Here is a 22,847-nt window from a genome sequence, read left to right as displayed (position 1 = left end):
ATGTCGATTCTCGCGTCCCGCCTGTCCCGCATCAAGCCGTCGCCGACCATCGCCGTGACCAACAAAGCCCGCGAGCTGAAAGCGGCCGGTCGCGACGTCATCGGCCTGGGTGCCGGCGAGCCGGACTTCGACACCCCCGACAACATCAAGGCCGCCGCGATCAAGGCGATCGAGAGCGGCGACACCAAATACACCGCCGTCGACGGCACCCCCGCGCTGAAGAAGGCGATCTGCGCCAAGTTCGAGCGCGAGAACGGCCTGACCTACACGCCCGACCAGATCTCGGTCGGTGTCGGCGGCAAGCAGGTTCTGTTCAACGCCCTGATGGCGACGGTGAACCCCGGCGACGAGGTCATCATCCCGGCGCCCTACTGGGTCAGCTACCCGGACATGGTCGAGCTGGCGGAAGGCACCCCGGTGTCGGTCTCCTGCCCGGCCGAGCAGGGCTTCAAGCTCCAGCCCGCCGACCTGGAAGCCGCGATCACGCCGAAGACCAAGTGGCTGATCCTGAACTCGCCCTCGAACCCGTCGGGTGCCGCCTACACGCGCGCGGAGATGAAGGCGCTGACCGACGTGCTGGTGAAGCACCCGCATGTCTGGATCATGACCGACGACATGTACGAGCACCTGCTGTACGACGGCCTGGAGTTCGTCACCCCGGCCCAGGTCGAGCCGAAGCTGTACGACCGCACGCTGACGGTGAACGGCGTGTCGAAGTCCTACTCGATGACCGGCTGGCGCATCGGCTACGCCGGCGGCCCGAAGGAGCTGATCAAGGCGATGGGCGCGATCCAGAGCCAGTCGACCTCCAACCCGACCTCGATCAGCCAGGCCGCCGCCGTCGAGGCGCTGAACGGCCCGCAGGACTTCATCAAGGAGCGCGCGGAGGTGTTCCGCCAGCGCCGCGATCTGGTCGTGTCGATGCTGAACCAGGCGACCGGGCTGCACTGCCCGAAGCCGGAAGGCGCCTTCTACGTCTACCCGTCCTGCGCGGGCACGATCGGCAAGAAGACCCCCGAGGGCAAGGTGATCGAGACCGACGAGGATTTCGTCACCTACCTGCTGGAGGCCGAGGGCGTCGCCGTGGTCCAGGGTTCGGCCTTCGGCCTCGCCCCGCACTTCCGCATCTCCTACGCGACCTCGACGGAAGCGCTGGAGGAGGCGTGCAAGCGCATCCAGCGCGCCTGCGGCAACCTGCGGGACTGAGGTCCGGCGGCATCGCCGACGGACGGTGAAAAAGGGAAGGGCCGGCGCGCGGGCGCCGGCCCTTTTCCATTGCGGGATCCGGCCGGGCCCTCGGTCACTTCGTCGCGGTGCCCGCGCGGGCGGTTGCCTGACGCGGCGGCTTCTCCTAGCGTTGGTTGGTTGGGAAAACGATACGCAAGGGACGCTGCGATGGACGAGGTCAAGACGGCTGGCGGAGCCGAGGCGCAGGACACGCCGAAGAGGAAGCGGAAGGCGCCGAAGCTCAAGGACCTCGGACTCGGCGTGCCGGCCACCGGCGGCGAGGTGCTGCGCGACGCCAAGGAGGCCGCCGCCATCGAGGCCCACTGGCGCGATCTGGGCGACGCCAAGCCGCCGAAGGGCGGCGGGAAGCTCAAATACGTCGACGAGCTGGCCCGGTTGCAGTTCGAGCTGATCAAGCTTCAGGAGTGGGTGCGGGTCAACGGCCTGAAGGTCTGCGTGCTGTTCGAGGGGCGCGACGCCGCCGGCAAGGGCGGCGTCATCAAGCGCATCACCGAAAGCCTCAACCCGCGCGTCTGCCGGATCGTGGCGCTCGGAACGCCGACCGAGAAGGAGCGCGGGCAGTGGTACTTCCAGCGCTACGTGGCGCAGCTTCCCGCCAAGGGCGAGATCGTGCTGTTCGACCGCAGCTGGTACAACCGCGCCGGCGTCGAGCGGGTCATGGGCTTCTGCACCGACGGGGAGTACCAGGAGTTCCTGCGCGCCTGCCCGCAGTTCGAGGAGATGCTGGTCCGCTCCGGCATCATCCTGATCAAATACTGGTTCTCGGTCAGTGACGAGGAGCAGGAGAAGCGCTTCACCGAGCGGATGCGCAACCCGATCAAGCGCTGGAAGCTCAGCCCGATGGACCTCGAATCCCGCAAGCACTGGGTCGAGTATTCCAAGGCCAAGGACGCCATGCTGGAGCACACCGACAAGAAGCTGACGCCCTGGTACATCGTCGACGCCGACGACAAGAAGAAGGCGCGGCTGAACTGCATCCACCACCTGCTCCAGCAAATTCCCTACCAGGACATCGCCCCGGTGGAGCTGGAACTGCCGCCGCGGCAGGGCGACGACGGCTACAAGCGGCCGAAGAAGTCGAAGCAGAACTGGGTGCCGGAGATCTACTGAGGGCGGTTCGGTCATCCCCCCTCCGCCCCACCGGGGAGCGGGCGCAGGCGCCAAGAAGCCCTTCTCCCACAGGGGAAGAGGGGCTTTTCGGTGCCTATGCGCGGAGCGGGACCCTCACTGCGCGGCCAGCGTCTCGCGGCGGATTTCGACCGCCCGGTCGGCGGCCTTGCCGGCGACCTCCTGGAGGCGTTCGAAGACCCATTGGTAGGTGCCGACGCCGAGCGACAGCGAGCGCAGCTCGACGATCAAATCCTGCATCTCGGCCTGCGGGATCAGCGCCTTGACCTCGTCCCAGCCCGCCCAGCCCGGCCGGGAGTCGAAGCCCAGAAGCTGGCCGCGCCGGCCGGTGACCAGACGCTGGACCTTCGGCGTGAACTCGCTGGGGACCGCGATGGTGACGGTGAGGATCGGCTCCAGCAGCACCGGCTCGCAGTTCGGCAGGGCCTCGGCCATTGCCTGACGGGCCACCGTCTTGAAGGCCATGTCGGAACTGTCGACCGCGTGGAACTGCCCGCCGGTCAGCGTCACCGCGAAATCGACCACCGGGAAGCCGAGCGGTCCGCGCGCCGCCGCCTCGCGGATGCCGGCCTCGACCGCCGGGATGTACTGGCGGGGGATCGCCCCGCCGACCACGGAATCCTCGAACTGGATGCCCTCGCCGCGCGGCAGCGGACGGATCGAGACGTGGATGTCGGCGAACTGGCCGTGGCCGCCGGTCTGGCGCTTGTGGCGGGCGTGGTGGGTGGTGGGTTTGCGGATGGTCTCGCGGTAGGGCACCTGCGGCGCGTGGCCCTTGACCGCGACGTTGAACTTGCCGCGCAGCCGGTCCATGGCGATGCGCAGATGGATGTCGCCCTGGCCCCACAGCACCATCTCGCCGGTGTCGGGCGACTGCTCCAGCACCAGCGCGGGGTCCTCCTCGCCCAGCTTCTGGAGGGCGGCGGACAGCTTGACCTCGTCGTTGCGGTTCTCGGCGTGCAGCGCCAGCCCATGCACCGGCGCCGGCCGTTCCGGCCAGCCCTCCGGCGCGCCGAGATTGCCCTTCTCGGTCAGCCGGTCGCCGGTCGCCGCCTTGTCGAGCCGGCCGAGCGCCACGAGATCGCCGGCCGAGGCCTGCGGCACCTTGGTGCTCTCGTGCCCGAACAGGCGGAAGATGCCGGACACCCGCTCGCCGCCGAGCGTCATGCCGTCGGTCACGCTGCCCCGCCAGACCCGCGCGACGCTGAGCTTGCCGGCGTGGGAGCCGGTCTGCGTCTTGATCACCTGCACGGCGGTCGCGGCGCTGGCCGGCACGCCGGCGCGGGCGGCGGTGGTCTCGACCTCCGGCCCGTCGTGGCGCAGCGCCTTCAGCAGCCGCCGCACCCCGTTGTCGCTCTCCGCCGAGCCGAAGAAGACCGGGACGATCAGGTCGTCGGCCAGCTCGCGGGCCATCTTGTCGTAGATCTCGCCGCTGTCGGGGACCATGTCTTCCAGCAGCTTCTCCAGCAGCGAATCGTCGAAGTCGGCGACCGATTCCAGCAGCGACTGGCGGGCCTCCGCCTCCTGGTCCTTCACGGCGTCGGGCAGCGCCACGAGGTTGGAGGGCTTGTGCGGGTTGAACCTGTAGGCCCGCTCGCTGACCAGATCGACCAGCCCGGTGACGGCGCCCTTCTCGCGGATCGGCACCTCGCGCAGCACCAGCTTGCGGGCCGACACCGCCTGGTAGGCGGTGACGACGTCGCGCACCCGCTGGTCGCCCAGCGCGTCGATCTTGTTGATGAACAGGATGTGGGGAATGCCGCGGTCGTCGAGGAACTTGAACAGCGGGGCGAGCAGAACCGCCTTGTCGGGCGCGGCCTCCGCCACCACGACGGCGACGTCGGCGGCCATCAGCGCGTTCTGGCTCTCGCAGGCCAGCTCCACCGAGCCGGGGCAGTCGAGGATCGACCAGCGCTCGCCGAGATATTCGAAGGAGGCCACGGTCAGCTCGGTGCTCATCGACCGGGCCTTGGCCTCGGGGGAACCGTCGCCGACGGCGTTGCCGTCGCGGACGCTTCCCTTGCGGGCGATGGCGCCCGCGGCGGACAGCAGGCTTTCCAGCAGCGTCGTCTTGCCGGAGAGATAGGGGCCGACGAGCGCAGCGCAGCGTGCCGTCCGGATTTGGCTGTGGGGCATTCGCACCTCCCGAAAGTGTTTGGTGTTGATTGGTCCGGCCATGTGGACGGACGCGTCGACCGGTCGTGTCGCGCCGGGGCTGGCCGTCGGATGGGGGATGCCGGGCGCCGGCCTCGCGGTGGCCCGCTTCGTTCGAATCCCCTGGGGCGAGTCCTCTGCGTCGAGTCCTCCATGCCTGGCGTGGAGCGCAAAAGATCGGGCGGGCTTCGGGCGGCGGCGAAGGGAGGGGGCCGCCGGGCGGCCGTGTCCCGAGCCGGAGGGAACCCGCATGTCGATGATGTTCTTCCCGAATCGCGGGCCTGTCGATGGGAAAAAAGAGCGTCAAGACGTCACGCGCGGGTGGGGCCAACCCCTCACGGGTTGTGCGGCCTTGTGCCGCGTGCGATCGTGCGCGACGCTGTCCGGCGGTGCATCATCCGTCAGGATGCGTTGTCCTGATTGATTTTCCCGTGGAAGGCGGCCGGTTGCCTCGGGCGATACCGCTATTGCCGCGCTGCAACGCACTGTGACCGCAACGAAATGCGGGCGACAAAATCCGGAAACCTTCCGATAGTAAATCCCGTGGAACGATGCCCGCCTGGGATGCCGGGGTGGGCGGTCCAAACAACAAGCGCCGGGCTCGCGCCGTTCGGGGCGGGCTGCAAAACTATGGGGAAAAGCACTCATGCGCATGTGGATTCGTTTGCTGCTCGCCGGCCTGTTCGCCATCGGGATCGCCGGGGCCGCCGCCGCCCAGGACGCCAAACCCAGCCAGGAGGAGGCCAAGGCCGTCACCCTGAAGGCCGCCGACCTGATCGCCGCCAAGGGACTGGACGAGGCCGCCAGGAGCTTCAACGCCGAGGGCGAGTTCAAGCGCGGCGAGATCTACGTCAACGTCATCGACTTCACCGGCGTCTGGAAGGTCTACCCGCCGCGCCCGGCCGGGGTCGGGCAGAGCGTCATCAACGTCAAGGATCCGGACGGCCGCTTCATCGTCCAGGATGTGCTGGCCACCGCCAGGGACAAGGGCGAGGGCTGGGTCGAGTACCGCTGGCTGAACCCGGCCACCAACAGGATCGAGCCGAAGATCACCTACGTGAAGCGGGTCCCCGGCCAGGATCTCGTCGCCTACGTCGGCGTCTACAAGTAACGGCGCGACGGGGCGCCGCCGCGAACGGATCAAGCAAGGGGGTGGTGATGGGCGGTGGTGTCTTCGCGCGCCTGACCGGCGCGTCGGTGGCGGCGCGCGTGTTCGTGGCGCCGGTGGTCGGGATCGTGCTGACCGTGGTCGCGCTGGCGCTGGCCGACCGGCAGTCGGAACAGGCGATCACGGCGGTGGACGGCATCCACCGCTCCGCCGCCGAACGGCGCGAGCGGATCGACCGGCTGGTGTCCACCGCCTACGTCATCCACAGCGACGTGTCGCGCCATCTGGCGCTGTCGGGCTCGGGCATCGAGGATGCCAAGCTCCAGACGATGCGCGAGTCCATCGCCGCCAACCTGACGGCGGCGCGCGGGCTGATCGGCGATCTGCGGGGGATGCCGCTGACCGAGGCCGAGCGCGGGATGCTGGACGAGGTGACGGCGCGCGTCGGCGACTACGCCAAGGCGGTCGACGGGATGAACCAGATGGCCGCCATCGACCGGCTGATCGGCATCCCGATGATGGCCCACACCGACGACCAGTTCAACGCGCTGACCGCGCGCATCGTCGCCGTCCAGCAGGCCATCGCCCAGTCGACCGCCGAGGCGACCCAGGCGACCCGCGACGCGGCGGCCGAGGCGCGGCTTCGCTTCGCCGGGGTGATGGCGCTGCTGCTGGCCGGCATGATGGCGGGCGGGCTGGTGCTGGCCCGCTCGATCACCAGCCCGCTGCGGCGCCTGTCGCGCACCACCACCGACCTTGCCGCCGGGGAACTCGAAACGGTGGTCGAGGGCGTCTGGATGAGGAACGAGATCGGCGCCATGGCCCGCGCGCTGGAGGTCTTCCAGACCAACGCCCGCGAGGTCGGGCGGCTGACCGCCGAGCAGGCCCGCCAGAAGGCGGAGGCCGAGGAGGAGAAGCGCCGCGCCATCCACGAGTTGGCCGACCTGTTCGAGGCCCGCGTCGCCGAGGTGGTTCAGCAGGTCGGGGCCGGCGCCCATCAGGTGCGCGGCAACGCCGCCGGCATGCGGGAACGCGCCGACGGCGCCACCCGGCAGGCGGCCACCGTCGCCGCCGCCAGCCAGCAGGCCGGCATGAGCGTGCAGACCGCCGCCGCCGCGACCGAGCAGATGGCCGGGTCGATCGCCGAGATCGGCGCCCAGGTCCGCCGCTCCTTCGACATGGTGCGCGGCGCGGTGCGGGCGGTGGAGGAGACCAACGGCCACGTCGTCGGCCTGTCGGACGCGGCGGCGCGGATCGGCGAGATCGTCGGCCTCATCAACTCCATCGCGGCGCAGACCAACCTGCTGGCGCTCAACGCCACCATCGAGGCGGCGCGGGCGGGCGAGGCCGGCAAGGGATTCGCGGTCGTCGCCAGCGAGGTGAAGAACCTCGCCAACCAGACGGCGAAGGCGACGGAGGACATCGGCGCCCAGATCGCCGCCATGCAGCAGGTGACCGGGGCGGCGGTGACGGCGATCAAGGGGGTGGGGGACACGGTGGTCGGCATCGACGAGATCGTCGGCTCGATCGCCGGCGCCATGGAGCAGCAGGCCGCCGCGACCCAGGAGATCACCCGCAACGTGCAGGAGGCCGCCGCCGGCACCAGGGAGGTGTCGCAGACCATCGCCGGCGTGTCGGCCAGCGCCGGCGAGACCGGCACCGCCGCCGGCGAGGTGCTGCGCGCCGCCGAGCTGCTGGACGGTCAGGCGGTGGCGCTGAACCGCGAGGTCAAGGGCTTCATCGGGCGTTTGCGCCAGGGGTGAGCGGCGTCGGGGCGGGTTTGCCGCGGGGTGATTTGCCTCAAGGCCGATGCGTGTGCGAACTTCGGTCGCAGGCGCTTGAAACCCGCCGCCCGGGACCAAGCTGTTGTCCCGGACAACAAGAAGGATCTCAATCCATGAAGATCGACATCGGGATTTCGGACGGTGACCGCAAGGCCATCGCCGAGGGGCTGAACAAGGTTCTGGCCGACACGTTCGCGCTGTATCTGAAGACCCATTCGTTCCACTGGAACGTGACGGGTCCCATGTTCAACACCCTGCACACCATGTTCATGACGCAGTACACCGAGCTGTGGAACGCGCTGGACGAGATCGCGGAGCGCATCCGCGCGCTCGGCCATCCGGCTCCCGGCAGCTTTTCCCAGTTCGCCGAGCTGGCCTCGATCAAGGAGGAGCCCGGGGTTCCCAAGGCGAACGACATGATCCGCCAGCTCGTCGAGGGCCACGAAGCCGCCGCCCGCACCATCCGCGCCGTCTTCCCGGCCGCGGAGAAGGCGTCGGACGAGCCGACCGCCGACCTGCTGACCCAGCGTCTGCAAATCCACGAGAAGACCGCCTGGATGCTGCGCAGCCTTCTCGAATAGCCCGCGCGAGGGGCGGGGAGGCTCACGCCGGCCCGTTCCCAAGCGACCGACGCCACAGGGACGCCCTCCGCCGCCGGCCTGACCGGGCGGGGGTGGCGTCCTTGTGGCGTTTTCGCCGTTTCCGGAGGAAGCCCCCCGTGCTTCGCCTCCTCCTCCTTTCCCAACGCCCGTTCCGTGCCACGGAGTGCCCATGCCGCCCCGCCGTCTCGTCCTCGCCGCCGGTCTGGCCGTCCTCGCCCTGTCCGCCTGCCAGAGCACGCCGCCGCGCCCGGCCCCCCGGCCCATCGATTTCTCCAACTTCGGCCCGATCGTGCTGAACGCCGGCAGGGTCGACGTGGTCAACGCCTACCGTCCGCTGGGCGGCAACCATGTCGAGGACCGCTCGGCCGTGCCCCCCGCCGAGGCGGTGCGGCGCTGGGCGGCGGAGCGCCTACAGGCGGCGGGCGGACCCGGCCGCGTCAGCGTCGTCATCAAGGACGCCGGCATCGTCGAGGTGCCGCTGCCCCGGACGCAAGGGGTGAAGGGCTATTTCACCACCGACCAGGCCCAGCGCTACGACGGCCGCCTTGAGGTCGAGGTGTCGGGCGAGGCCCCGGACGCGACCGGCGCCGTCTTCCGCGGCATGACCAAGGCGACGGTCACCTACTCGACCACCGTGCCGGAGAACATCGCGCTGGCCGATCGCGAGGCGACCTTCCTCGACATCACCCGCCGCATGGTCGAGGATCTGAACGCCCGTCTGGACGCCGGCATCCGCCGCGATCTGGCGCCGATGGTCCGGCGGTAGGGCGGTAGGGCGCGCGCAGCCCACCCCACGCCCCCAAAGAAAAAGGGCCGCCCCATCGGAGCGGCCCTTTCCCTTGACACTGGCTTCGCGGGAAGCCGGCGATCAGTAACGGTAGTGGTCCGGCTTGTACGGGCCGGCGGTCGGCACGCTGATGTAGGCGGCCTGCTTCTCGGTCAGGGTGGTCAGCTTGGCGCCGATCTTGTCCAGATGCAGGCGGGCGACCTTCTCGTCCAGGTGCTTGGGCAGCACGTAGACCTTGCGCTCGTAGGCGGCGGCGTTGGTCCACAGCTCGATCTGGGCCAGCACCTGGTTGGTGAAGCTGGCGCTCATCACGAAGCTGGGATGGCCGGTGGCGCAGCCGAGATTGACCAGACGGCCCTGGGCCAGGACGATCAGGCGCTTGCCGTCGGGGAACACGACCTCGTCGACCTGCGGCTTGACCTCTTCCCACGCGTAGTTGCGCAGGGAGTCGATCTGGATCTCGCTGTCGAAGTGGCCGATGTTGCAGACGATGGCGCGGTCCTTCATCGCGCGCATGTGGTCCAGCGTGATGACGTCGACGTTGCCAGTCGCGGTGACGAAGATGTCCCCGAGCGGCGCCGCCTCGTCCATGGTGACGACCTGATAGCCTTCCATCGCGGCCTGGAGCGCGTTGATCGGGTCGATCTCCGTCACCATGACGCGGGCGCCCTGCGAGCGCAGCGAGGCGGCCGAGCCCTTGCCCACGTCGCCGTAGCCGGCGACCACGGCGACCTTGCCGGCCATCATCACGTCGGTGGCGCGCTTGATGCCGTCGACCAGCGACTCGCGGCAGCCGTAGAGGTTGTCGAACTTCGACTTGGTGACGCTGTCGTTCACGTTGATGGCCGGAACCTTCAGCGTGCCCTTCTTCATCATCTCGTACAGGCGGTGGACGCCGGTCGTCGTCTCCTCCGACAGGCCGCGGACCTCGGCCAGCATCTCCGGATACTTGTCGTGCATGATCTGGGTGACGTCGCCGCCATCGTCCAGGATCATGTTCGGGGTCCAGCCGTCAGGACCACGCAGCGTGGCCTCGATGCACTCCCAGAACTCCTCCTCCGTCTCGCCCTTCCAGGCGAAGACCGGGATGCCGGCGGCGGCGATGGCGGCGGCGGCCTGGTCCTGGGTCGAGAAGATGTTGCAGGACGACCAGCGCACGGTGGCGCCGAGCGCGGTCAGCGTCTCGATCAGCACGGCGGTCTGGATGGTCATGTGCAGGCAGCCGACGATGCGGGCCCCGGCCAGCGGCTTGGAATCGCCGAACTCCGCGCGCAGGGCCATCAGGCCGGGCATCTCGGTCTCGGCGATGTTGATTTCCTTGCGGCCCCACTGGGCGAGGCTGATGTCCTTGACCTTGTAGTCGGTGAAGTCGGCGGCGGCCATGCAGGCTCTCCTGAGGGTGGGATGGGATTGCCCAGGGTGTAGCAGCGGGCACGCCGCCACGCAAGCATAAAGATATCTTTATGTTTATGGGGTAAAGGATGCCGCCACCCGGCTCCTCCATCGGGTTTTTCCGCCGGATGCCGCCCATGAAAAAAGCGCCCCCCGAAAGGGAGGCGCCCTCTTTCAACCCGGCTGACGCCCTCACTCGTCCAACGGACGGTTCGCGGAGTGGTCGCGGAGCTGTTCGGTCTGGACGGTCTTGCTGTCCAGGCCGCGCTCGTCGGAGTGGCGCGACTTGTCGCGGTTGGAGAGCACCATGTTCTCGCCGACCACGCCCTCGGGAAGTTCGGTGGTCGCCCCCACGCCCGCGCTCTTGCCGTGCGCGCCGACACCGATGTGCTTCTTGCTGGCGTTCGCCATGATGACATCCTTTCTGCTGGGGAAACGGTTTCCTCGTGGTGGCGGGCGTTGCGCCCGCCACCCGTGCCGGACGGAGGCGGCCGTCAGGCCTGCCGGAGCCGCAGCGGGGCGTTGCCCCGGCTGCCCGGCTTGTCGACCCCGCCCTGGGGGTTCGTGTCGTTCTCGACGTCGCCTTCGATGGTGTTGGCGCCTTGCGCCTGCTCCAGCTCGTCCGGGGTGACGCCCGCCATCCGGGCGCCCTTCGACCCGCCGATCAAGGGGTTGTTCTTGAGGTCGGCGTCGGTCGGCCGCCGGGTCTTCTCGTGCTTGGTCATGAAGCGTCTCCTTGTCTGGTCCGCCGTGGGTGTGGCGTCACCCGGCGTCACTGCGGGGCGCGCGGTGCGTCCGCCGACGGGGCGCGGGAGCCGCTCTGGCCGAGCGACACCGTGGTGTCCTCGTAGCGGAATTCGGGCATGGCCCTGACCTGCTCCTCGGTGATCTGGCGGGCGATGACGCGGTCCTCGCGCTCGTCGAGCAGCGCGTAGTCGAGAGCGATCTGCTTGGCGCCGATGCCGAGCACGCCGCCGCGGTCGAGGATGACCGCCGTGGCGCTGCCCGATTGCGCATCGAGGATGACGTCGGCGACGTCGCCGAGCTTGTCGCCGTTCTCGTCGTAGACGTTCGCGCCGATCAGCTTGGCGAGGCTGGCGCCGTTCTGCGTCTGGCGGCCGTCGGTCAGGGCGTCCTTCGGCAGCATGGTGTTGGCCTGCATCCCCTGCGTCGGGCTGGCGGCGGGCCGCTCGTCGGCCGACGCGACCTTCGGCCGCTGTTCCTGGATGTGGTTCAGATGCTCTTGCAGGGTCGGCAGGGTCTGCTGGGCGAACCGCTTCAGATCGACGTCCTGGCCCTGCTCGATCTGGCGGTCGAACAGCGCGACGGCCGCGCGGTGGGCCTCGATCTGCCCCTGGACATAGGCGGAGTCGAAGGCGGCGCCCGACAGGCTCTTCAACCGGTCCAGCTTCTGCCGGTGCTCGGCGTCGGGCTGGGTCGGCAGGGTGGCCGCCTTGCGCTGCGCCAGGGCCTTCATGGCTTCGGCGGTCTTGCCATGATCCTCGGCCATGCGTTGGCCGAACGCCTTCACGTCGGCGTTCTGCGCCTTGTCGGCGGCCAGTCGCCCGGCCTGGATTTCGAACTGGTCGCTGACGGCGGCCTTTTCGAGGAACTGGCTGTCCTGCTGCGACAGCGCGGCGTGGTCCTGGGCGGGTTGGCTTTGGGCCAATCGGTCCTGCGCCGGCTTGCCGGCCGGTGCCGTTTGCTGGGCCATGCCGGCGGCGGGCATCGACAGAAGCAGGACCGCTGCGGTGGTGAGGGCAAGATGGTGTTTCATGGGTGTCCTCTCGCTTGGCGGTCTGACCCGTTCGGCGCGTGGCGGTGCCGGGGTCTTGCCTCTTCAACCGGCGGGTGGGCATGGCGTTCCGCCGCAAGGAGGGGGTTTCCCTTGCGGTCGCCTTCCGGCGCGTCGATGAGGATGGGGCGGCGGGTCGGGCATGGCCCGGACATGGAAAAGGCCGGCAACCCGTCGGGGTTCCGGCCTTTGGAGATGGTGGGCGCGACAGGGATCGAACCTGTGACCACTACGATGTCAACGTAGTGCTCTACCGCTGAGCTACGCGCCCATCCTGCCGCCGTCCGGTGCCGCGTCTGGCGACGCTCCGTTCGGCGTGGGCGGGGTTGTACCCAGATCGGGACGGGCTGGCAAGCCCTTAAAACGCTGTGGCGTCACCTTCCGGTCGGCGCGTCGGTGAGGATGCGGTGGGACGGGTCGGGCATGGCCCGGACATGGAAAAGGCCGGCAACCCGTCGGGGTTCCGGCCTTTGAGGATGGTGGGCGCGACAGGGATCGAACCTGTGACCACTACGATGTCAACGTAGTGCTCTACCGCTGAGCTACGCGCCCATCCTGCCGCCGTCCGGTGCCGCGTCTGGCGGCGCTCCGTTCGGCGTGGGCGGGGTTGTACCCAGATCGGGACGGGCTGGCAAGCTCTTTGTGTCGTTTTTTTCCGCGCAGCAGCTTTTTTCCCGAAGCGCTCTCCACGTCGCCCGCGCGGCGGTGACAGACGCCCCCCTGTCCATTACATCAGTTGCCAGCATGGACGCGCAGAACGACGCCTTCGCCGGTTCGGTGCCGGCTTTCGAGATCCTGGCTCCCACAAGCCGGGTCCTGCCGCTCGTCCTGGCCTCGCCGCACAGCGGCAGCCACTACCCCCCTGATTTCCTTGCCGCCGCCCGTCTGGACGCGCGGGCTCTGCGCAAGTCGGAGGATTGCTTCGTCGACGAGATCTTCGCCTTCGCCCCGACGCTCGGCGTGCCGATGATCCGCGCGCTGTTTCCGCGCGCCTTCCTCGACGCCAACCGCGAAGCCTACGAACTCGATCCGGAGATGTTCGCCGACCCGCTGCCGGCCTACGTCAACACCCGTTCGCCGCGCGTCGCCGCCGGGCTCGGCACCATCGCCCGCGTCGTCGCCAACGGCGAGGACATCTACAAAGGAAAGCTGCGCTTTGCCGAGGCGATGGACCGCGTCGAGCGCTACTACACCCCGTACCACACGGCCCTGCGCCGTCTGGTCGAGGAAACCCGCAGCGCCTTCGGCCACGCGCTGCTGATCGACTGCCATTCCATGCCGTCGCCGGGGGCGGGGCAGGGGGCTGGGGGGGCGGGTGGCGATCGTGGCCGCAACCGGCCTGACATCGTGCTGGGCGATTGTTACGGCAACGCCTGCGCCGCCGCCGTCATCAACGCCGCCGAGCAGTTCCTGCGCGGGATGGGCTACAAGGTCAGCCGCAACAATCCCTATGCCGGCGGCTACACCACCCGCCATTACGGGCGCCCGCGCCAGGGCATTCACGCGTTGCAGATCGAGATCGCCCGAGACCTGTACATGGACGAGGCGGCCCTGACCCGTCTGCCCTTCCTCGATGTGCTGAAGCGGCACATGGGCGAACTGGTCGACACGCTCGGGCGGCTGCCCTCGACCGGCCTCGAGCCGCGCTGACCCCGGCGTATCGCGGGGGCGCGGGGCTTGCCGCTGAGGCGGGCCTCGACGGCAGCCGCTTCTAGGATCTCGTCGAGCAGGGCTACGACCCCGCCTTCGCCTTCTACGTCCAGGGGCTGACGCTGGTGTCCCTGTTCGCCGAGGCGATCTCCGCCATGCCCGAGGCGAAGGGGTACGCCAAGGCTGTGGCGAAGGCGGAGGACGAGCATGTGTCGGACGGGCCGCCGATCAGCCCCCTGACGACGAGCTGTTTCAACATGTGGGCCTTCTTCGACCTCCAGTTCGGGGCCAGCCGGGAAACATCTACGACGCCACCCCCCGGTATGAACTCGTCGCCGACATGGGCGAGGGCGGCGACTCCCTCAGCGTCGGGAAGACGACGGTGGCCCAGGCGTTCCCGAAGGCCGGGAAGGCGATGACGTTCCTGTTCGACTATGGGGACGAGTGGCGGTTCCGGGTCGAGGTCCTGGCCCTCGGCGAGCGGGAACCACGCAAACGCTACCCGAGGGTGGTCGCGTCGGTCGGCAAGGCCCCGTCCCAGTACCCGGACCCCGACGAGGATTTCGACGAAGAGGACTGAGCCGGCCACCGTGCCGCAGTCCCGCTTCCGGTCAATGCCGTTGCCTGCCGCACCCGGTCTGATAGGGTGCCGCCGAGTTGCACACTTTTGAAGAGACGTTGGGCTCGCGATGGCCGTTCTGACCCTGGACCAGCTTGAATCCCACCTGTGGAAAGCCGCCGATATCCTGCGGGGGTCCATCGATTCGTCGGACTACAAGCACTACATCTTTGGGTTGCTGTTCTACAAGCGGCTCTGCGACGTGTGGGAGGAGGAGTACGAGGAGCGGATGGCCAAGTACGGCGACGCCGCTCTGGCCGCCGACCCGGACGAGCACCGCTTCCACATCCCCGAGGGGCATTTTTGGAAGGACATAACGGATCGGTCCACCGATATCGGCACACACCTGAATGAAGCATTCCGAGCCATCGAAGACACCAATCACCGGCTACGGGGCGTCTTTCAAGATGTAGACTTCAACTATAAGGAGCGATTTCCCGACGCAATCCTCGAAAAGCTTCTTCAGCACTTTGACAAGCTTCCTCTCCGCAACGCCGATGTGGAGCCGGACATTCTGGGGCAGGCCTACGAATACCTCATCGCCAAGTTCGCCGACGATTCCGGCAAGAAGGGCGGGGAGTTCTACACCCCCAAGATGGTCGTGCGGCTGCTGGTGGAGTGTCTGCGACCCGAAGGGGGCATGTCGATCTACGACCCCACCTGCGGGTCCGGCGGCATGCTGCTGGAGGCCGTCCACCACCTGGAACGGCAAGGCAAGAACGCTCGGAGCCTGTCGCTGTTCGGACAGGAACGGAATTTGAACACCTGGGCCATCGCCCAGATGAACCTGTTCCTGCACGACATCCAGGACTTCGACATTGCACGCGGCGACACGTTGCTGGACCCGAAACATCTGACCGGCGACGGCACCAAGGCGATCCGTACCTTTGACCGGGTGCTGGCGAACCCGCCCTTCTCCTTGAAAGACTGGGGACATGAGATCTGGAGCAAGGGCGACAGGTTCGGCCGCGACCGCTACGGCTGCCCGCCCAAGTCCTACGGCGACCTCGCCTTCGTTCAGCACATGATCGCCAGCCTGAAGCAGGACGGCATCCTGGGGGTGGTCCTGCCCCACGGTATCCTGTTCCGTGGCGGGGCGGAGGGCCGCATCCGCGAGTGCCTGTTGAAGGACGACCTGATCGAGGCGGTGATCGGTCTCGCCCCCAACCTGTTCTTTGGGGCCGGCATCCCAGCCTGCATTCTGATCGTCCGCAAGTCCAAGCCGAAGGAACGCAAGGGCCGTACGTTGTTTGTGCATGCGGCGGAAGAGTTTATTCCGGGAAAGAAGCAGAACTCTCTGTCTGACAAAAACGTCAATCGGATTGCAGCAGCGTATCACGCATTCAAGAACCAAGAGAAAATTGCTTACGTTGCGGACATTGAAGAAATCAAGGGCAAAGATTTTAACTTGAATATAACTAGATACGTTGATCTTGGTGTGGACGAGGACGAGATCGACTTGGCCGCAGAGATCAGAAATTTGAACGAGCTACAGGCCAATCGGAACGAGGCGGAAGCAACTCTAGGCCGTCTGCTTGCGGAGCTTGGTTATGGCTCGTAGTGCAATTTACCCACCCAGCGTTCAGCCGGGAATACCACGCCTCATTTTTCCGCCGAAAGGCTGGCATACCGTCACTTTTTCTGACTTGTTCGAGGTCGTAGAGCGGCCCGCTACTCTTGATGACTCCAAGGAGTACCAGCTAATCACTGCCAAGCGGTCACGCGGCGGTATTGTTCCTCGTGAGCGGTTGCGGGGAAGAGATATTCTCACGAAAACGCAGTTCTACGTATCCGAAGGGGATTTTCTGATCTCCAACCGCCAGATCATCCATGGCGGCTGCGGCATTGTGCCTCCTGCCTTGGATGGAGCTATCGTGTCGAATGAATACACAGTGCTCCGCCCGAGACCGATCTTGTGTCCTGACTTCCTATTGTATCTCCCGCATTCCATTTACTTCCAGCAAACCTGCTTCCATGCAAGTGTCGGCGTTGATGTCGAGAAGATGGTTTTTGATGTTAGCCAATGGTTAGCATTTAAGATTCACCTACCCCCCGTATTTGAGCAAGATTCTATTGCGGAGCTTCTTCTGGGAGTAGATGACGCAATTCAGGCGACGCTGGCGGTTGTCGAGCAGACCCGCAAGATTAAGCTGGGCGTCCTCAATCGCCTACTGACCAAAGGCATAGGGCACAGCTGCTTCAAGCAAACTGAGATCGGGGAAATGCCCAAGGCGTGGAAGGTCGCAACCGTCTCTGACGTGTTGATAGATTCCCGCTACGGGTTGAATACACCTCTGACCTCAGAGCCGCTCGGGGTGCCTGTGCTCCGCATGGGCAATATCGTGGATCATGCACTTGATTTCGCGAGCCTGAAGTACGCAGAACTGACAAATGCGGACGTTGAAAAATACTCTATTAGTATAGGGGATATTCTGTTCAACCGTACCAACAGTAGAGAGTTGGTCGGCAAGTTGGCAATTGCTAATGAGGACCTCAATGCATCTTTTGCCAGCTACATCATTCGACTTCGCACGGAACGTTCTGTATGCAACCCTTGGTTCCTGCACACGGTTCTCTCCTCGCCCACCTATCAGGACTTTCTTCGGAGCATCGCAACACCTGGAGCGAGTCAGGCCAACATCAACGCGAATAAACTGGGCAAGGTTATGGTCCCGTTGCCGCCGGTTGCAGAACAGAACGAGATAGTCGCGAATCTAAAGGCTTTCGACGGAGTGGTTTCCGCGTCTACCGCCCGCATGTCTACCCTACAGAGGATCAAATCCGCTCTCCTTTCCGACCTTCTGACCGGCCGGAAGCGGGTCTCCGCCGACGCCTTATCCCTCGCTTTATAACTAACGGCCACAGGGAGCAGCACCGTGGCCCAGGGCATGGAATGGCACCTCGCCGAACGACCCACCATCGCCGGCCTCGAGGCCATGGGCTACCGCTTCGTCCCGCCGGAGGAACATGCCGCCCTGCGGGACGGCGAGAATCAGGTGCTGTTCCGTCCCCACCTGATCGAGGCCATCCAGCGGATCAATGGCGTCTCCCTGACCGACGCCCAGGCCGCCTACGCCGACCTCGTGTCGGTCACCGACAACGAAATGTGGCTCAAAAAGCTCCGCGGCGACTTCAGCCGGTCGGTGCAGGGGGAGGCGACGCGGCGGACCCTGCGGGTGGTCGATTTCGCCAACCCGGCCAACAACCGGCTGACCGTCACCCACCAGTTCCGCGTCAAGGCGGAACGGACACGCATCCCCGACGTGGTGGTCCACCTGAACGGCATCCCGGTGGTGGTGATCGAGTGCAAGAGTCCGATCAACCACAAGGACAAGACCGGCGAGGCGTTCGACCAGATCCGGCAGTATGAGCGGGACATCCCCCGGCTGTTCCTGTCCAACGTCTTCAACATCGTCACCGACGGCACCAACTGCCTCTACGGCTCCACCGGCAGCCCGTCGAAGTTCTTCGCGGCGTGGCGGGACCCGTGGCCCCGCCGGGAGTCCGACTTCACCGACGCGTTGTCCAAGGGGCTGTGGTGCCTGCTGGAGCCGTCCCGCCTGCTCGACCTGATCGCCCACTTCGTGGTGTTCGAGAAGACCGAGGAGGGCGTCGTCAAAAAGATGTGCCGCTACCAGCAGTTTCGGGCGGTCAACAAGATCGTCGAGCGGGTGGTGGAGAACCGGCACCGCCGGGGGCTGGTCTGGCACACCCAGGGGTCGGGCAAGTCGCTGACCATGGTCTTCGCCGCCCTGAAGCTGAAGACCCACCGGACGGTGGAGTCGCCCGAACTGACCAATCCCAACATCCTGGTGCTGACCGACCGGGTGGACCTGCACACCCAGATCAGCGGCACCTTCACCGCCTGCGGCCTGCCGAACCCTACGCCGGTCGAGAGCATCCGCGATCTGCGGACCCTGATGGACGGCCGGACCGACGGGTTGATGGCCCTCTCGACCATCTTCAAGTTCCAAGGGTCGGAAGATCCGGTGGCGAACTCAGCCACCTGGATCGTCATGGTGGACGAGGCCCACCGTACCCAGGAAAAGGATCTCGGGGCCTTTTTGCGGAAGACGCTGCCCGACGCCCGCTTCTTCGGCTTCACCGGCACGCCGATCAAGAAGGACGACAAGGACACCTACGCCAACTTCGGCGTGGTCGGCGAAGGCTATCTCGACAAGTACGGCATTGACGACGCCGTGGCCGACGGGGCGACGGTGCCGATCTACTACACCGGCCGCAAGACCGACTGGCATATCGACGAGGCCAAGATCGACATCTTGTTCGACCAGTGGTTCGCCGACCTGCCCGACGACAAGCTCGCCGAACTGAAGAAGCGGGGCGTGACGGTCGCCGATCTGGTCAAGCACCCGAAGCGGATCGCCCTGATCGCCTACGACATCTGGACCCACTTCAAGGAATACGCCCGCCCCGACGGCTTCAAGGCCCAGGTCGTCGCCTTCGACCGCGAGGCGGTCATCCTCTACAAGCGGGCCTTGGATGCGGTCATCGCCGCCGATCTGGTGGCCGAGGGCATGCCCGCCGAGGATGCCCAGGCGATGGCGGCGGCCATGTCGGCCTGCGTCTACTCGTCATCGCAGGAGGACGGGAAGCCGAGCGAGGACGACTACACCCAGTCGATCCGCGACGGTCTCGTCGCCCACTACCTGGACGACAAGGCCGAGATCGATGTGAAGAAGGCGTTCGGCAAGAAGGGCGTCCGACCGGATTTCCTGATCGTCTGCGACAAGCTGCTGACCGGGTTCGACGCCCCTGTCGAGTCCGTCATGTATCTCGACAAGCCGCTGAAGGAGCACGGCCTGCTCCAGGCCATCGCCCGCACCAACCGGGTCGCCGACGCCCGCAAGCGGAACGGGCTGATCGTCGATTACATCGGCGTGTCGGCCCATCTCGATAGGGCTCTGGCCTCCTACCGGGCCGACGATGTCCGCAACGCCATGCGGGACCTCGACGACCTCCGCAACCAGCTTCGGGCCGCCCACGCCGCCGTGCTCCACATGATGAAGGGGGTGAAGCGGGCCGGTGGGCGACTGGACAAGGACAGCCTGAAGGCCGAGTTCGACCAGCTTGTCGCCCGGCTGAAACCCGACGAGAAACTGTGGATCGACTTCCGCAAGGCGGCCCGCGAGTTCATCGGCCTGTACGAGGCCGTCAGCCCGGACCCCTGCGTGCTGGAGTTCACCGCCGACCTGAAATGGGTGGCCCTGTTCCTCCAGTACGCCACCCAGGCCATCGAGAAGCGGGAGGCGTTCGACCAGCGGTCCTACAGCCGCAAGATCCGCGACATGCTGGAACGCCACCTCGACGCCACCGGGCTGAGCGTGACGGTGAAGCTCCGCCACATCACCGACCCGGAATTCTGGGAGGACTTCAAGGTCGAGGGCAAGACGGAGGACGATCTCAAGACGGCGGCGATCCGCAAGACCACCGAACTCCGCAAGGTCGTCTATGAGAGGCTGGGTCAGAACGCCCACCAATACGGCAAATTCTCCGACCGGCTGCGGGAGTTGCTGGAGAAGCTGGAGGGTGCCCAGCTTTCCTGGGCCGACACGCTGAAGATGGCGGAGGACCTCGCCAAGGACCTGGAGGCCGAGGCGGCCGCCCACGAGGACGCCGGTATGTCGCAGGGGGCTTACGGTATCCTCCAGGTCCTTCTGGCCTTCGACGCCGGGGATGGAGCGGACGGGCTGGCGGAGCGGATCGCCGCCCTTTACGAGGATGATGCGACCGCCCCGCGGCTGTGGCAGGAGAAGGAGGGGCTGCGGAGGTCGCTGCGACAGCAGGTCCGCGGCTTGGCCCACGAATTCGGCCTGGGGAACCTCAAGGAGGTCTCCGAGCAGGTCGAGGAATTCGCCCTCAAGCAGTTCGCCAAGGTCTGATCCCATGCCCCTGCTGACGGTCGGCAGCGTCGAGATTCCATATGTCCTGCGTCGCTCCGACTCGGCGACGCGGGCACGTATCACTGTCACCCCGGATAGCGTCGAGGTGGTCGTGCCCACCGCCGCCACCGAGGACGAAATTGCCGGCGTGCTCCACCGCCGCCGGGCTTGGCTGTACGAGCAGACCCGCCACATGGCCGAGCGGATGGCCCGCTCCAACGCTGTCCGACGGTTCGTCAGCGGGGCCAAGATCCCCTACCGTGGCCGGCTCATGCGGCTGCGGGTGGAGCCATGCGACGACACGCTGGTGAGCGTCGCCTACCGCAACGGCTTCCTGGTCGGTTGCCCGCGGTCCGTGGCTCCCACCTCCCACGACGACCTGATCGAATCGGCGTTGCGGTTGTGGCTGAGGAAACGGCTCCGCCAGGATGTCGCCGACCTTGTCCGCCGGCACGGCGAGCCGAACGGGCTGAAGCCCAAGGATGTCCGGGTCAAGGACCAGAAGCATGTCTGGGGAAGCTGCGGGATCGACCGCGTCGTGAACCTGAACTGGCAGTTGGTCTTCGCACCCCGGACGGTACTGGAATACGCGGTGGTCCATGAACTCTGCCACCTGCGGCACCGCACCCACGACCGGTTCTTCTGGGGGCTGGTCGGAACCATCCTGCCGGACTGGGAGGCCCGGAAGGCGTGGCTGGACCAGAACGAACATTTCCTGACGTTGCGACGCGTGGAGCCGACCTGATGGCCATTCCTAACCATCAAATGTTGACATGGCGATCTTCCAAAGCAATGAATGCAGATGCCATGTCAACACCATAGGCGGCTCTTTCGTTGGTCATGCCTTCCGGTACGAACCAATAAAATTGACGTTCATACCGTATCTTCCTAGCCAATTTTCCTCCTCAACAAGAATATCATCGCCGTCAAACTTCAGGAGAATGGAGTAAGTTTCGGACCCATTATATTCGTGGTGTTCAATAGTGCCCTTATTATTCATTTCCCCTAGTATGCTCATGTCGCCCATGTTGGGGCCATACTCTCGATGCGTGCCCCAAAGGGCAAATCCGCTTATATGATACCGGGGGCATCCATCGGGGCCATCTGGCACCGGTGTAACAGTGATTTCTGCACTGTCTACATCTGTGCCAATCCTAATGAATTGGCCAGCATAGGGGTCCTCCGGAGGCAATGTCACGTTCCCGAAGTGGACCGGAACAGAAAATGCTTTTCCTACGTGCTCATAGAGTTCCTTCCGGAAGTACTTCACCTCGTCAATCGTTAAGTTTTTTCTTTGCCTTGTCGTGCTATCGTACTCATCGTGGTGTTCGAGGCAGAGGTAGCAAAGGTTTTCTAAAGAGCTATTGCTGTTTTTTTGGTCAAGATGAGCTATTTGACCGGCCTTCAGAGAGGTGTCTCGGTTTAGGCCGTAGCATATACAACACCGCCTCCTGGATTTAACCAAGACTTCTGACTGCGTTCTTGCTGGAATTGCCTTTCTGGTCATAGATACTGCGTCCATAATTTAATATTACAGCGATGTCTGTCTACTATAGCGTAGTACCGCGAGCCAATCTATTGGATTGAACAGATGATCAGGTGGCCAAGCTCCAGTTCCGGGTAGTTGACCTTGGAAATGGCCTCCAGAAGGGTCGATGCCCGGAACCCCCGGCCGTAGAACTCGGCACTTTCCGAGCCCATGTCGCCGTTGTCGCCGGCCCAACCGCCAAGGGCCAGGGCAAGCTCACGGTCAACCCGAGCCTCTCGGAGAGCATCGCGGAAATTGTGGCGGAAGCTATGGAAGCAAGTCCGTCCTGCCGACGCCCCCGCCTTCTGGAGGAACCGCCGGAACCACTTCGAGAATACGTCCGAATAATATCCGGTTTTTGCCGGAAGTAGTTCCGGAAACAGTTTGGCGTTCCTCTTCCGCCGCTGTTCGCTGACGTACTCCTCGAATCCCGACGCGAGCAGCGTTGGATGGACCGGGATGACCCGCTCGCTGCTGCCGGTCTTGAGCCGCTTGTCGTTGGTCCCCTTGATCGCTTCGGTTGTGACGACGAAGCACAGGGTGCCGTCGATCACCCGGACATCCTCCGTGTTCATCTGGCAGATCTCGTTGAGCCGCATGCCCGAAAACAAGCCGATCAAAGGCACCCAGAAGCGTCCCCGACGGGGACGGGCGTCTCCCGGCTTGGCGTAGCCGTAGTCGTCGTCTTGGCAACCGGTGTAGAGCGGGGCGGTGAAGATGCCTTGAAGCTGCTTCGGGGTGAACGGCTGCCGCTTGTCCTTGCGGTTCGTGGTGTCCACCACGCCAAGCCCCTTCGCAGGATTCCGGTCGATGAGCCCTTCGTTGACCGCCCAGGTCATGAGGGAGGACAGCTTGTTCATATATCCGTTCACCGTCGCTGGGCTGAGGCTGGATGCCTTTCCAGCGTCGCGGGCTTTTTGAGCAATTTCGCGGGCCGTCAACTTGGGAAACCGTTTGGTCGAGTTTGGCGGCAGCCATCGGAGGGTATCCATGATCTCGCGACAGGTCTCCCGGCCGATGTCAGAAACCGGCGTTTCCTGGCCGATGATCTCGATCAGTGTGCATCGGCTTGCAACACTGGGCCAGTTTCAGGGGTGATCGGCGTCCAATAACCAGCCACCTCTGATCTGGCAGACTACCACCCTGGGTTTG

The 22,847-nt window shown here is 65.7% G+C and carries 20 protein-coding genes and 2 tRNA genes; 12 read left to right on the top strand and 10 right to left on the bottom strand.

Features of this window, described 5'->3' with window-relative positions; translation table 11 throughout:
* Both J2847_RS29655 and ppk2 read left to right on the top strand, forming a co-directional pair.
* Entirely contained in the window at window positions 1–1,206 is a 1,206-nt protein-coding gene (locus tag J2847_RS29655) for an aspartate transaminase (RefSeq protein ID WP_085555956.1), read from the top strand.
* Window positions 1,207–1,395: 189 nt separating this feature from the next.
* Complete coding sequence (gene ppk2 / locus J2847_RS29650; RefSeq protein WP_209782341.1) at window positions 1,396–2,358, top strand: polyphosphate kinase 2; 963 nt, start codon at window positions 1,396–1,398, stop codon at window positions 2,356–2,358.
* Between the two features lie 114 nt (window positions 2,359–2,472).
* Here the strand turns inward: ppk2 and J2847_RS29645 are convergent, their stop codons facing one another.
* Window positions 2,473–4,512, bottom strand: a complete 2,040-nt coding sequence (locus tag J2847_RS29645) for an elongation factor G (RefSeq protein WP_209782340.1) — start codon at window positions 4,510–4,512, stop codon at window positions 2,473–2,475.
* A gap of 664 nt (window positions 4,513–5,176) precedes the next feature.
* Here J2847_RS29645 and J2847_RS29640 point away from each other — a divergent pair.
* The 4 genes from J2847_RS29640 (at window position 5,177) to J2847_RS29625 (ending at window position 8,790) form a co-directional block, all read left to right on the top strand.
* Complete coding sequence (locus J2847_RS29640) at window positions 5,177–5,641, top strand: cache domain-containing protein (RefSeq protein ID WP_209782339.1); 465 nt, start codon at window positions 5,177–5,179, stop codon at window positions 5,639–5,641.
* A gap of 47 nt (window positions 5,642–5,688) precedes the next feature.
* Window positions 5,689–7,401 (top strand): methyl-accepting chemotaxis protein, encoded by a 1,713-nt coding sequence (locus tag J2847_RS29635; RefSeq protein ID WP_209782338.1) that lies wholly within the window; start codon window positions 5,689–5,691, stop codon window positions 7,399–7,401.
* Between the two features lie 134 nt (window positions 7,402–7,535).
* A complete protein-coding gene (locus J2847_RS29630) occupies window positions 7,536–8,003 on the top strand; it encodes a Dps family protein (protein WP_209782337.1) in 468 nt (155 codons plus the stop codon).
* 190 nt (window positions 8,004–8,193) lie between these two features.
* Window positions 8,194–8,790: a hypothetical protein gene (locus J2847_RS29625; RefSeq protein ID WP_209782336.1), complete on the top strand. Its 597-nt coding sequence runs from the start codon at window positions 8,194–8,196 to the stop codon at window positions 8,788–8,790.
* 102 nt (window positions 8,791–8,892) lie between these two features.
* Here the strand turns inward: J2847_RS29625 and ahcY are convergent, their stop codons facing one another.
* From ahcY to J2847_RS29595, 6 genes are all read right to left on the bottom strand, one after another.
* A complete protein-coding gene (gene ahcY, locus J2847_RS29620; RefSeq protein ID WP_085555962.1) occupies window positions 8,893–10,194 on the bottom strand; it encodes an adenosylhomocysteinase in 1,302 nt (433 codons plus the stop codon).
* A gap of 201 nt (window positions 10,195–10,395) precedes the next feature.
* On the bottom strand, window positions 10,396–10,614 hold the full coding sequence (locus J2847_RS29615) for a hypothetical protein (RefSeq protein ID WP_209782335.1): 219 nt from the start codon (window positions 10,612–10,614) through the stop codon (window positions 10,396–10,398).
* 83 nt (window positions 10,615–10,697) lie between these two features.
* A complete protein-coding gene (locus tag J2847_RS29610) occupies window positions 10,698–10,928 on the bottom strand; it encodes a hypothetical protein (protein WP_209782334.1) in 231 nt (76 codons plus the stop codon).
* A 47-nt stretch (window positions 10,929–10,975) separates the two neighbouring features.
* The gene (locus tag J2847_RS29605) at window positions 10,976–11,980 is read right to left on the bottom strand and encodes a DUF4142 domain-containing protein (RefSeq protein WP_209782333.1); all 1,005 of its coding nucleotides are present in this window, start codon (window positions 11,978–11,980) and stop codon (window positions 10,976–10,978) included.
* A 214-nt stretch (window positions 11,981–12,194) separates the two neighbouring features.
* A tRNA-Val gene (locus J2847_RS29600) sits at window positions 12,195–12,269 on the bottom strand.
* Window positions 12,270–12,475: 206 nt separating this feature from the next.
* A tRNA-Val gene (locus J2847_RS29595) sits at window positions 12,476–12,550 on the bottom strand.
* A gap of 192 nt (window positions 12,551–12,742) precedes the next feature.
* On the opposite strand from J2847_RS29595, the gene J2847_RS29590 reads away from it, so the two are divergent.
* On the top strand, window positions 12,743–13,648 hold the full coding sequence (locus tag J2847_RS29590) for an N-formylglutamate amidohydrolase (protein ID WP_209782332.1): 906 nt from the start codon (window positions 12,743–12,745) through the stop codon (window positions 13,646–13,648).
* A gap of 103 nt (window positions 13,649–13,751) precedes the next feature.
* Here the strand turns inward: J2847_RS29590 and J2847_RS29585 are convergent, their stop codons facing one another.
* On the bottom strand, window positions 13,752–13,907 hold the full coding sequence (locus J2847_RS29585; protein WP_209782331.1) for a hypothetical protein: 156 nt from the start codon (window positions 13,905–13,907) through the stop codon (window positions 13,752–13,754).
* Here J2847_RS29585 and J2847_RS29580 point away from each other — a divergent pair, their 5' ends adjacent.
* From J2847_RS29580 to J2847_RS29560, 5 genes are all read left to right on the top strand, one after another.
* Entirely contained in the window at window positions 13,908–14,228 is a 321-nt protein-coding gene (locus J2847_RS29580; protein ID WP_325169509.1) for an IS1096 element passenger TnpR family protein, read from the top strand. It abuts the gene before it with no gap.
* A gap of 109 nt (window positions 14,229–14,337) precedes the next feature.
* Window positions 14,338–15,828 (top strand): type I restriction-modification system subunit M, encoded by a 1,491-nt coding sequence (locus J2847_RS29575; protein WP_209782330.1) that lies wholly within the window; start codon window positions 14,338–14,340, stop codon window positions 15,826–15,828.
* The gene (locus tag J2847_RS29570; protein WP_209782329.1) at window positions 15,818–17,119 is read left to right on the top strand and encodes a restriction endonuclease subunit S; all 1,302 of its coding nucleotides are present in this window, start codon (window positions 15,818–15,820) and stop codon (window positions 17,117–17,119) included. Before J2847_RS29575 ends, J2847_RS29570 begins: the two co-directional genes overlap by 11 nt.
* 24 nt (window positions 17,120–17,143) lie before the next feature.
* Complete coding sequence (locus J2847_RS29565) at window positions 17,144–20,167, top strand: type I restriction endonuclease subunit R (RefSeq protein WP_209782328.1); 3,024 nt, start codon at window positions 17,144–17,146, stop codon at window positions 20,165–20,167.
* Window positions 20,168–20,171: 4 nt separating this feature from the next.
* Entirely contained in the window at window positions 20,172–20,912 is a 741-nt protein-coding gene (locus J2847_RS29560; RefSeq protein WP_209782327.1) for a M48 family metallopeptidase, read from the top strand.
* Window positions 20,913–21,005: 93 nt separating this feature from the next.
* On the opposite strand, the gene J2847_RS29555 is transcribed toward J2847_RS29560, so the two are convergent.
* Together J2847_RS29555 and J2847_RS29550 are read right to left on the bottom strand one after the other, a co-directional pair.
* Entirely contained in the window at window positions 21,006–21,674 is a 669-nt protein-coding gene (locus tag J2847_RS29555; RefSeq protein WP_209782326.1) for a hypothetical protein, read from the bottom strand.
* A 68-nt stretch (window positions 21,675–21,742) separates the two neighbouring features.
* The gene (locus J2847_RS29550) at window positions 21,743–22,555 is read right to left on the bottom strand and encodes a site-specific integrase (RefSeq protein ID WP_209782325.1); all 813 of its coding nucleotides are present in this window, start codon (window positions 22,553–22,555) and stop codon (window positions 21,743–21,745) included.
* Between the last annotated feature and the right edge of the window lie 292 nt (window positions 22,556–22,847).

Source organism: Azospirillum agricola, assembly GCF_017876095.1.
Taxonomy (GTDB): Bacteria; Pseudomonadota; Alphaproteobacteria; order Azospirillales; family Azospirillaceae; genus Azospirillum; species Azospirillum agricola.
This window is presented reverse-complemented; position numbering and strand designations above follow the sequence as displayed.

Coding starts and splice junctions, on each gene's coding strand:
- J2847_RS29590 (WP_209782332.1), top strand. CDS start 12,743: ATGGACGCGCAGAACGACGCCTTCGCCGGTTCGGTGCCGGCTTTCGAG.
- J2847_RS29655 (WP_085555956.1), top strand. CDS start 1: ATGTCGATTCTCGCGTCCCGCCTGTCCCGCATCAAGCCGTCGCCGACC.
- J2847_RS29640 (WP_209782339.1), top strand. CDS start 5,177: ATGCGCATGTGGATTCGTTTGCTGCTCGCCGGCCTGTTCGCCATCGGG.
- J2847_RS29585 (WP_209782331.1), bottom strand. CDS start 13,907: ATGTTGAAACAGCTCGTCGTCAGGGGGCTGATCGGCGGCCCGTCCGAC.
- J2847_RS29615 (WP_209782335.1), bottom strand. CDS start 10,614: ATGGCGAACGCCAGCAAGAAGCACATCGGTGTCGGCGCGCACGGCAAG.
- J2847_RS29555 (WP_209782326.1), bottom strand. CDS start 21,674: ATGACCAGAAAGGCAATTCCAGCAAGAACGCAGTCAGAAGTCTTGGTT.
- J2847_RS29610 (WP_209782334.1), bottom strand. CDS start 10,928: ATGACCAAGCACGAGAAGACCCGGCGGCCGACCGACGCCGACCTCAAG.
- J2847_RS29550 (WP_209782325.1), bottom strand. CDS start 22,555: ATGAACAAGCTGTCCTCCCTCATGACCTGGGCGGTCAACGAAGGGCTC.
- ahcY (WP_085555962.1), bottom strand. CDS start 10,194: ATGGCCGCCGCCGACTTCACCGACTACAAGGTCAAGGACATCAGCCTC.
- ppk2 (WP_209782341.1), top strand. CDS start 1,396: ATGGACGAGGTCAAGACGGCTGGCGGAGCCGAGGCGCAGGACACGCCG.
- J2847_RS29635 (WP_209782338.1), top strand. CDS start 5,689: ATGGGCGGTGGTGTCTTCGCGCGCCTGACCGGCGCGTCGGTGGCGGCG.
- J2847_RS29570 (WP_209782329.1), top strand. CDS start 15,818: ATGGCTCGTAGTGCAATTTACCCACCCAGCGTTCAGCCGGGAATACCA.
- J2847_RS29630 (WP_209782337.1), top strand. CDS start 7,536: ATGAAGATCGACATCGGGATTTCGGACGGTGACCGCAAGGCCATCGCC.
- J2847_RS29605 (WP_209782333.1), bottom strand. CDS start 11,980: ATGAAACACCATCTTGCCCTCACCACCGCAGCGGTCCTGCTTCTGTCG.
- J2847_RS29560 (WP_209782327.1), top strand. CDS start 20,172: ATGCCCCTGCTGACGGTCGGCAGCGTCGAGATTCCATATGTCCTGCGT.
- J2847_RS29625 (WP_209782336.1), top strand. CDS start 8,194: ATGCCGCCCCGCCGTCTCGTCCTCGCCGCCGGTCTGGCCGTCCTCGCC.
- J2847_RS29645 (WP_209782340.1), bottom strand. CDS start 4,512: ATGCCCCACAGCCAAATCCGGACGGCACGCTGCGCTGCGCTCGTCGGC.
- J2847_RS29575 (WP_209782330.1), top strand. CDS start 14,338: ATGGCCGTTCTGACCCTGGACCAGCTTGAATCCCACCTGTGGAAAGCC.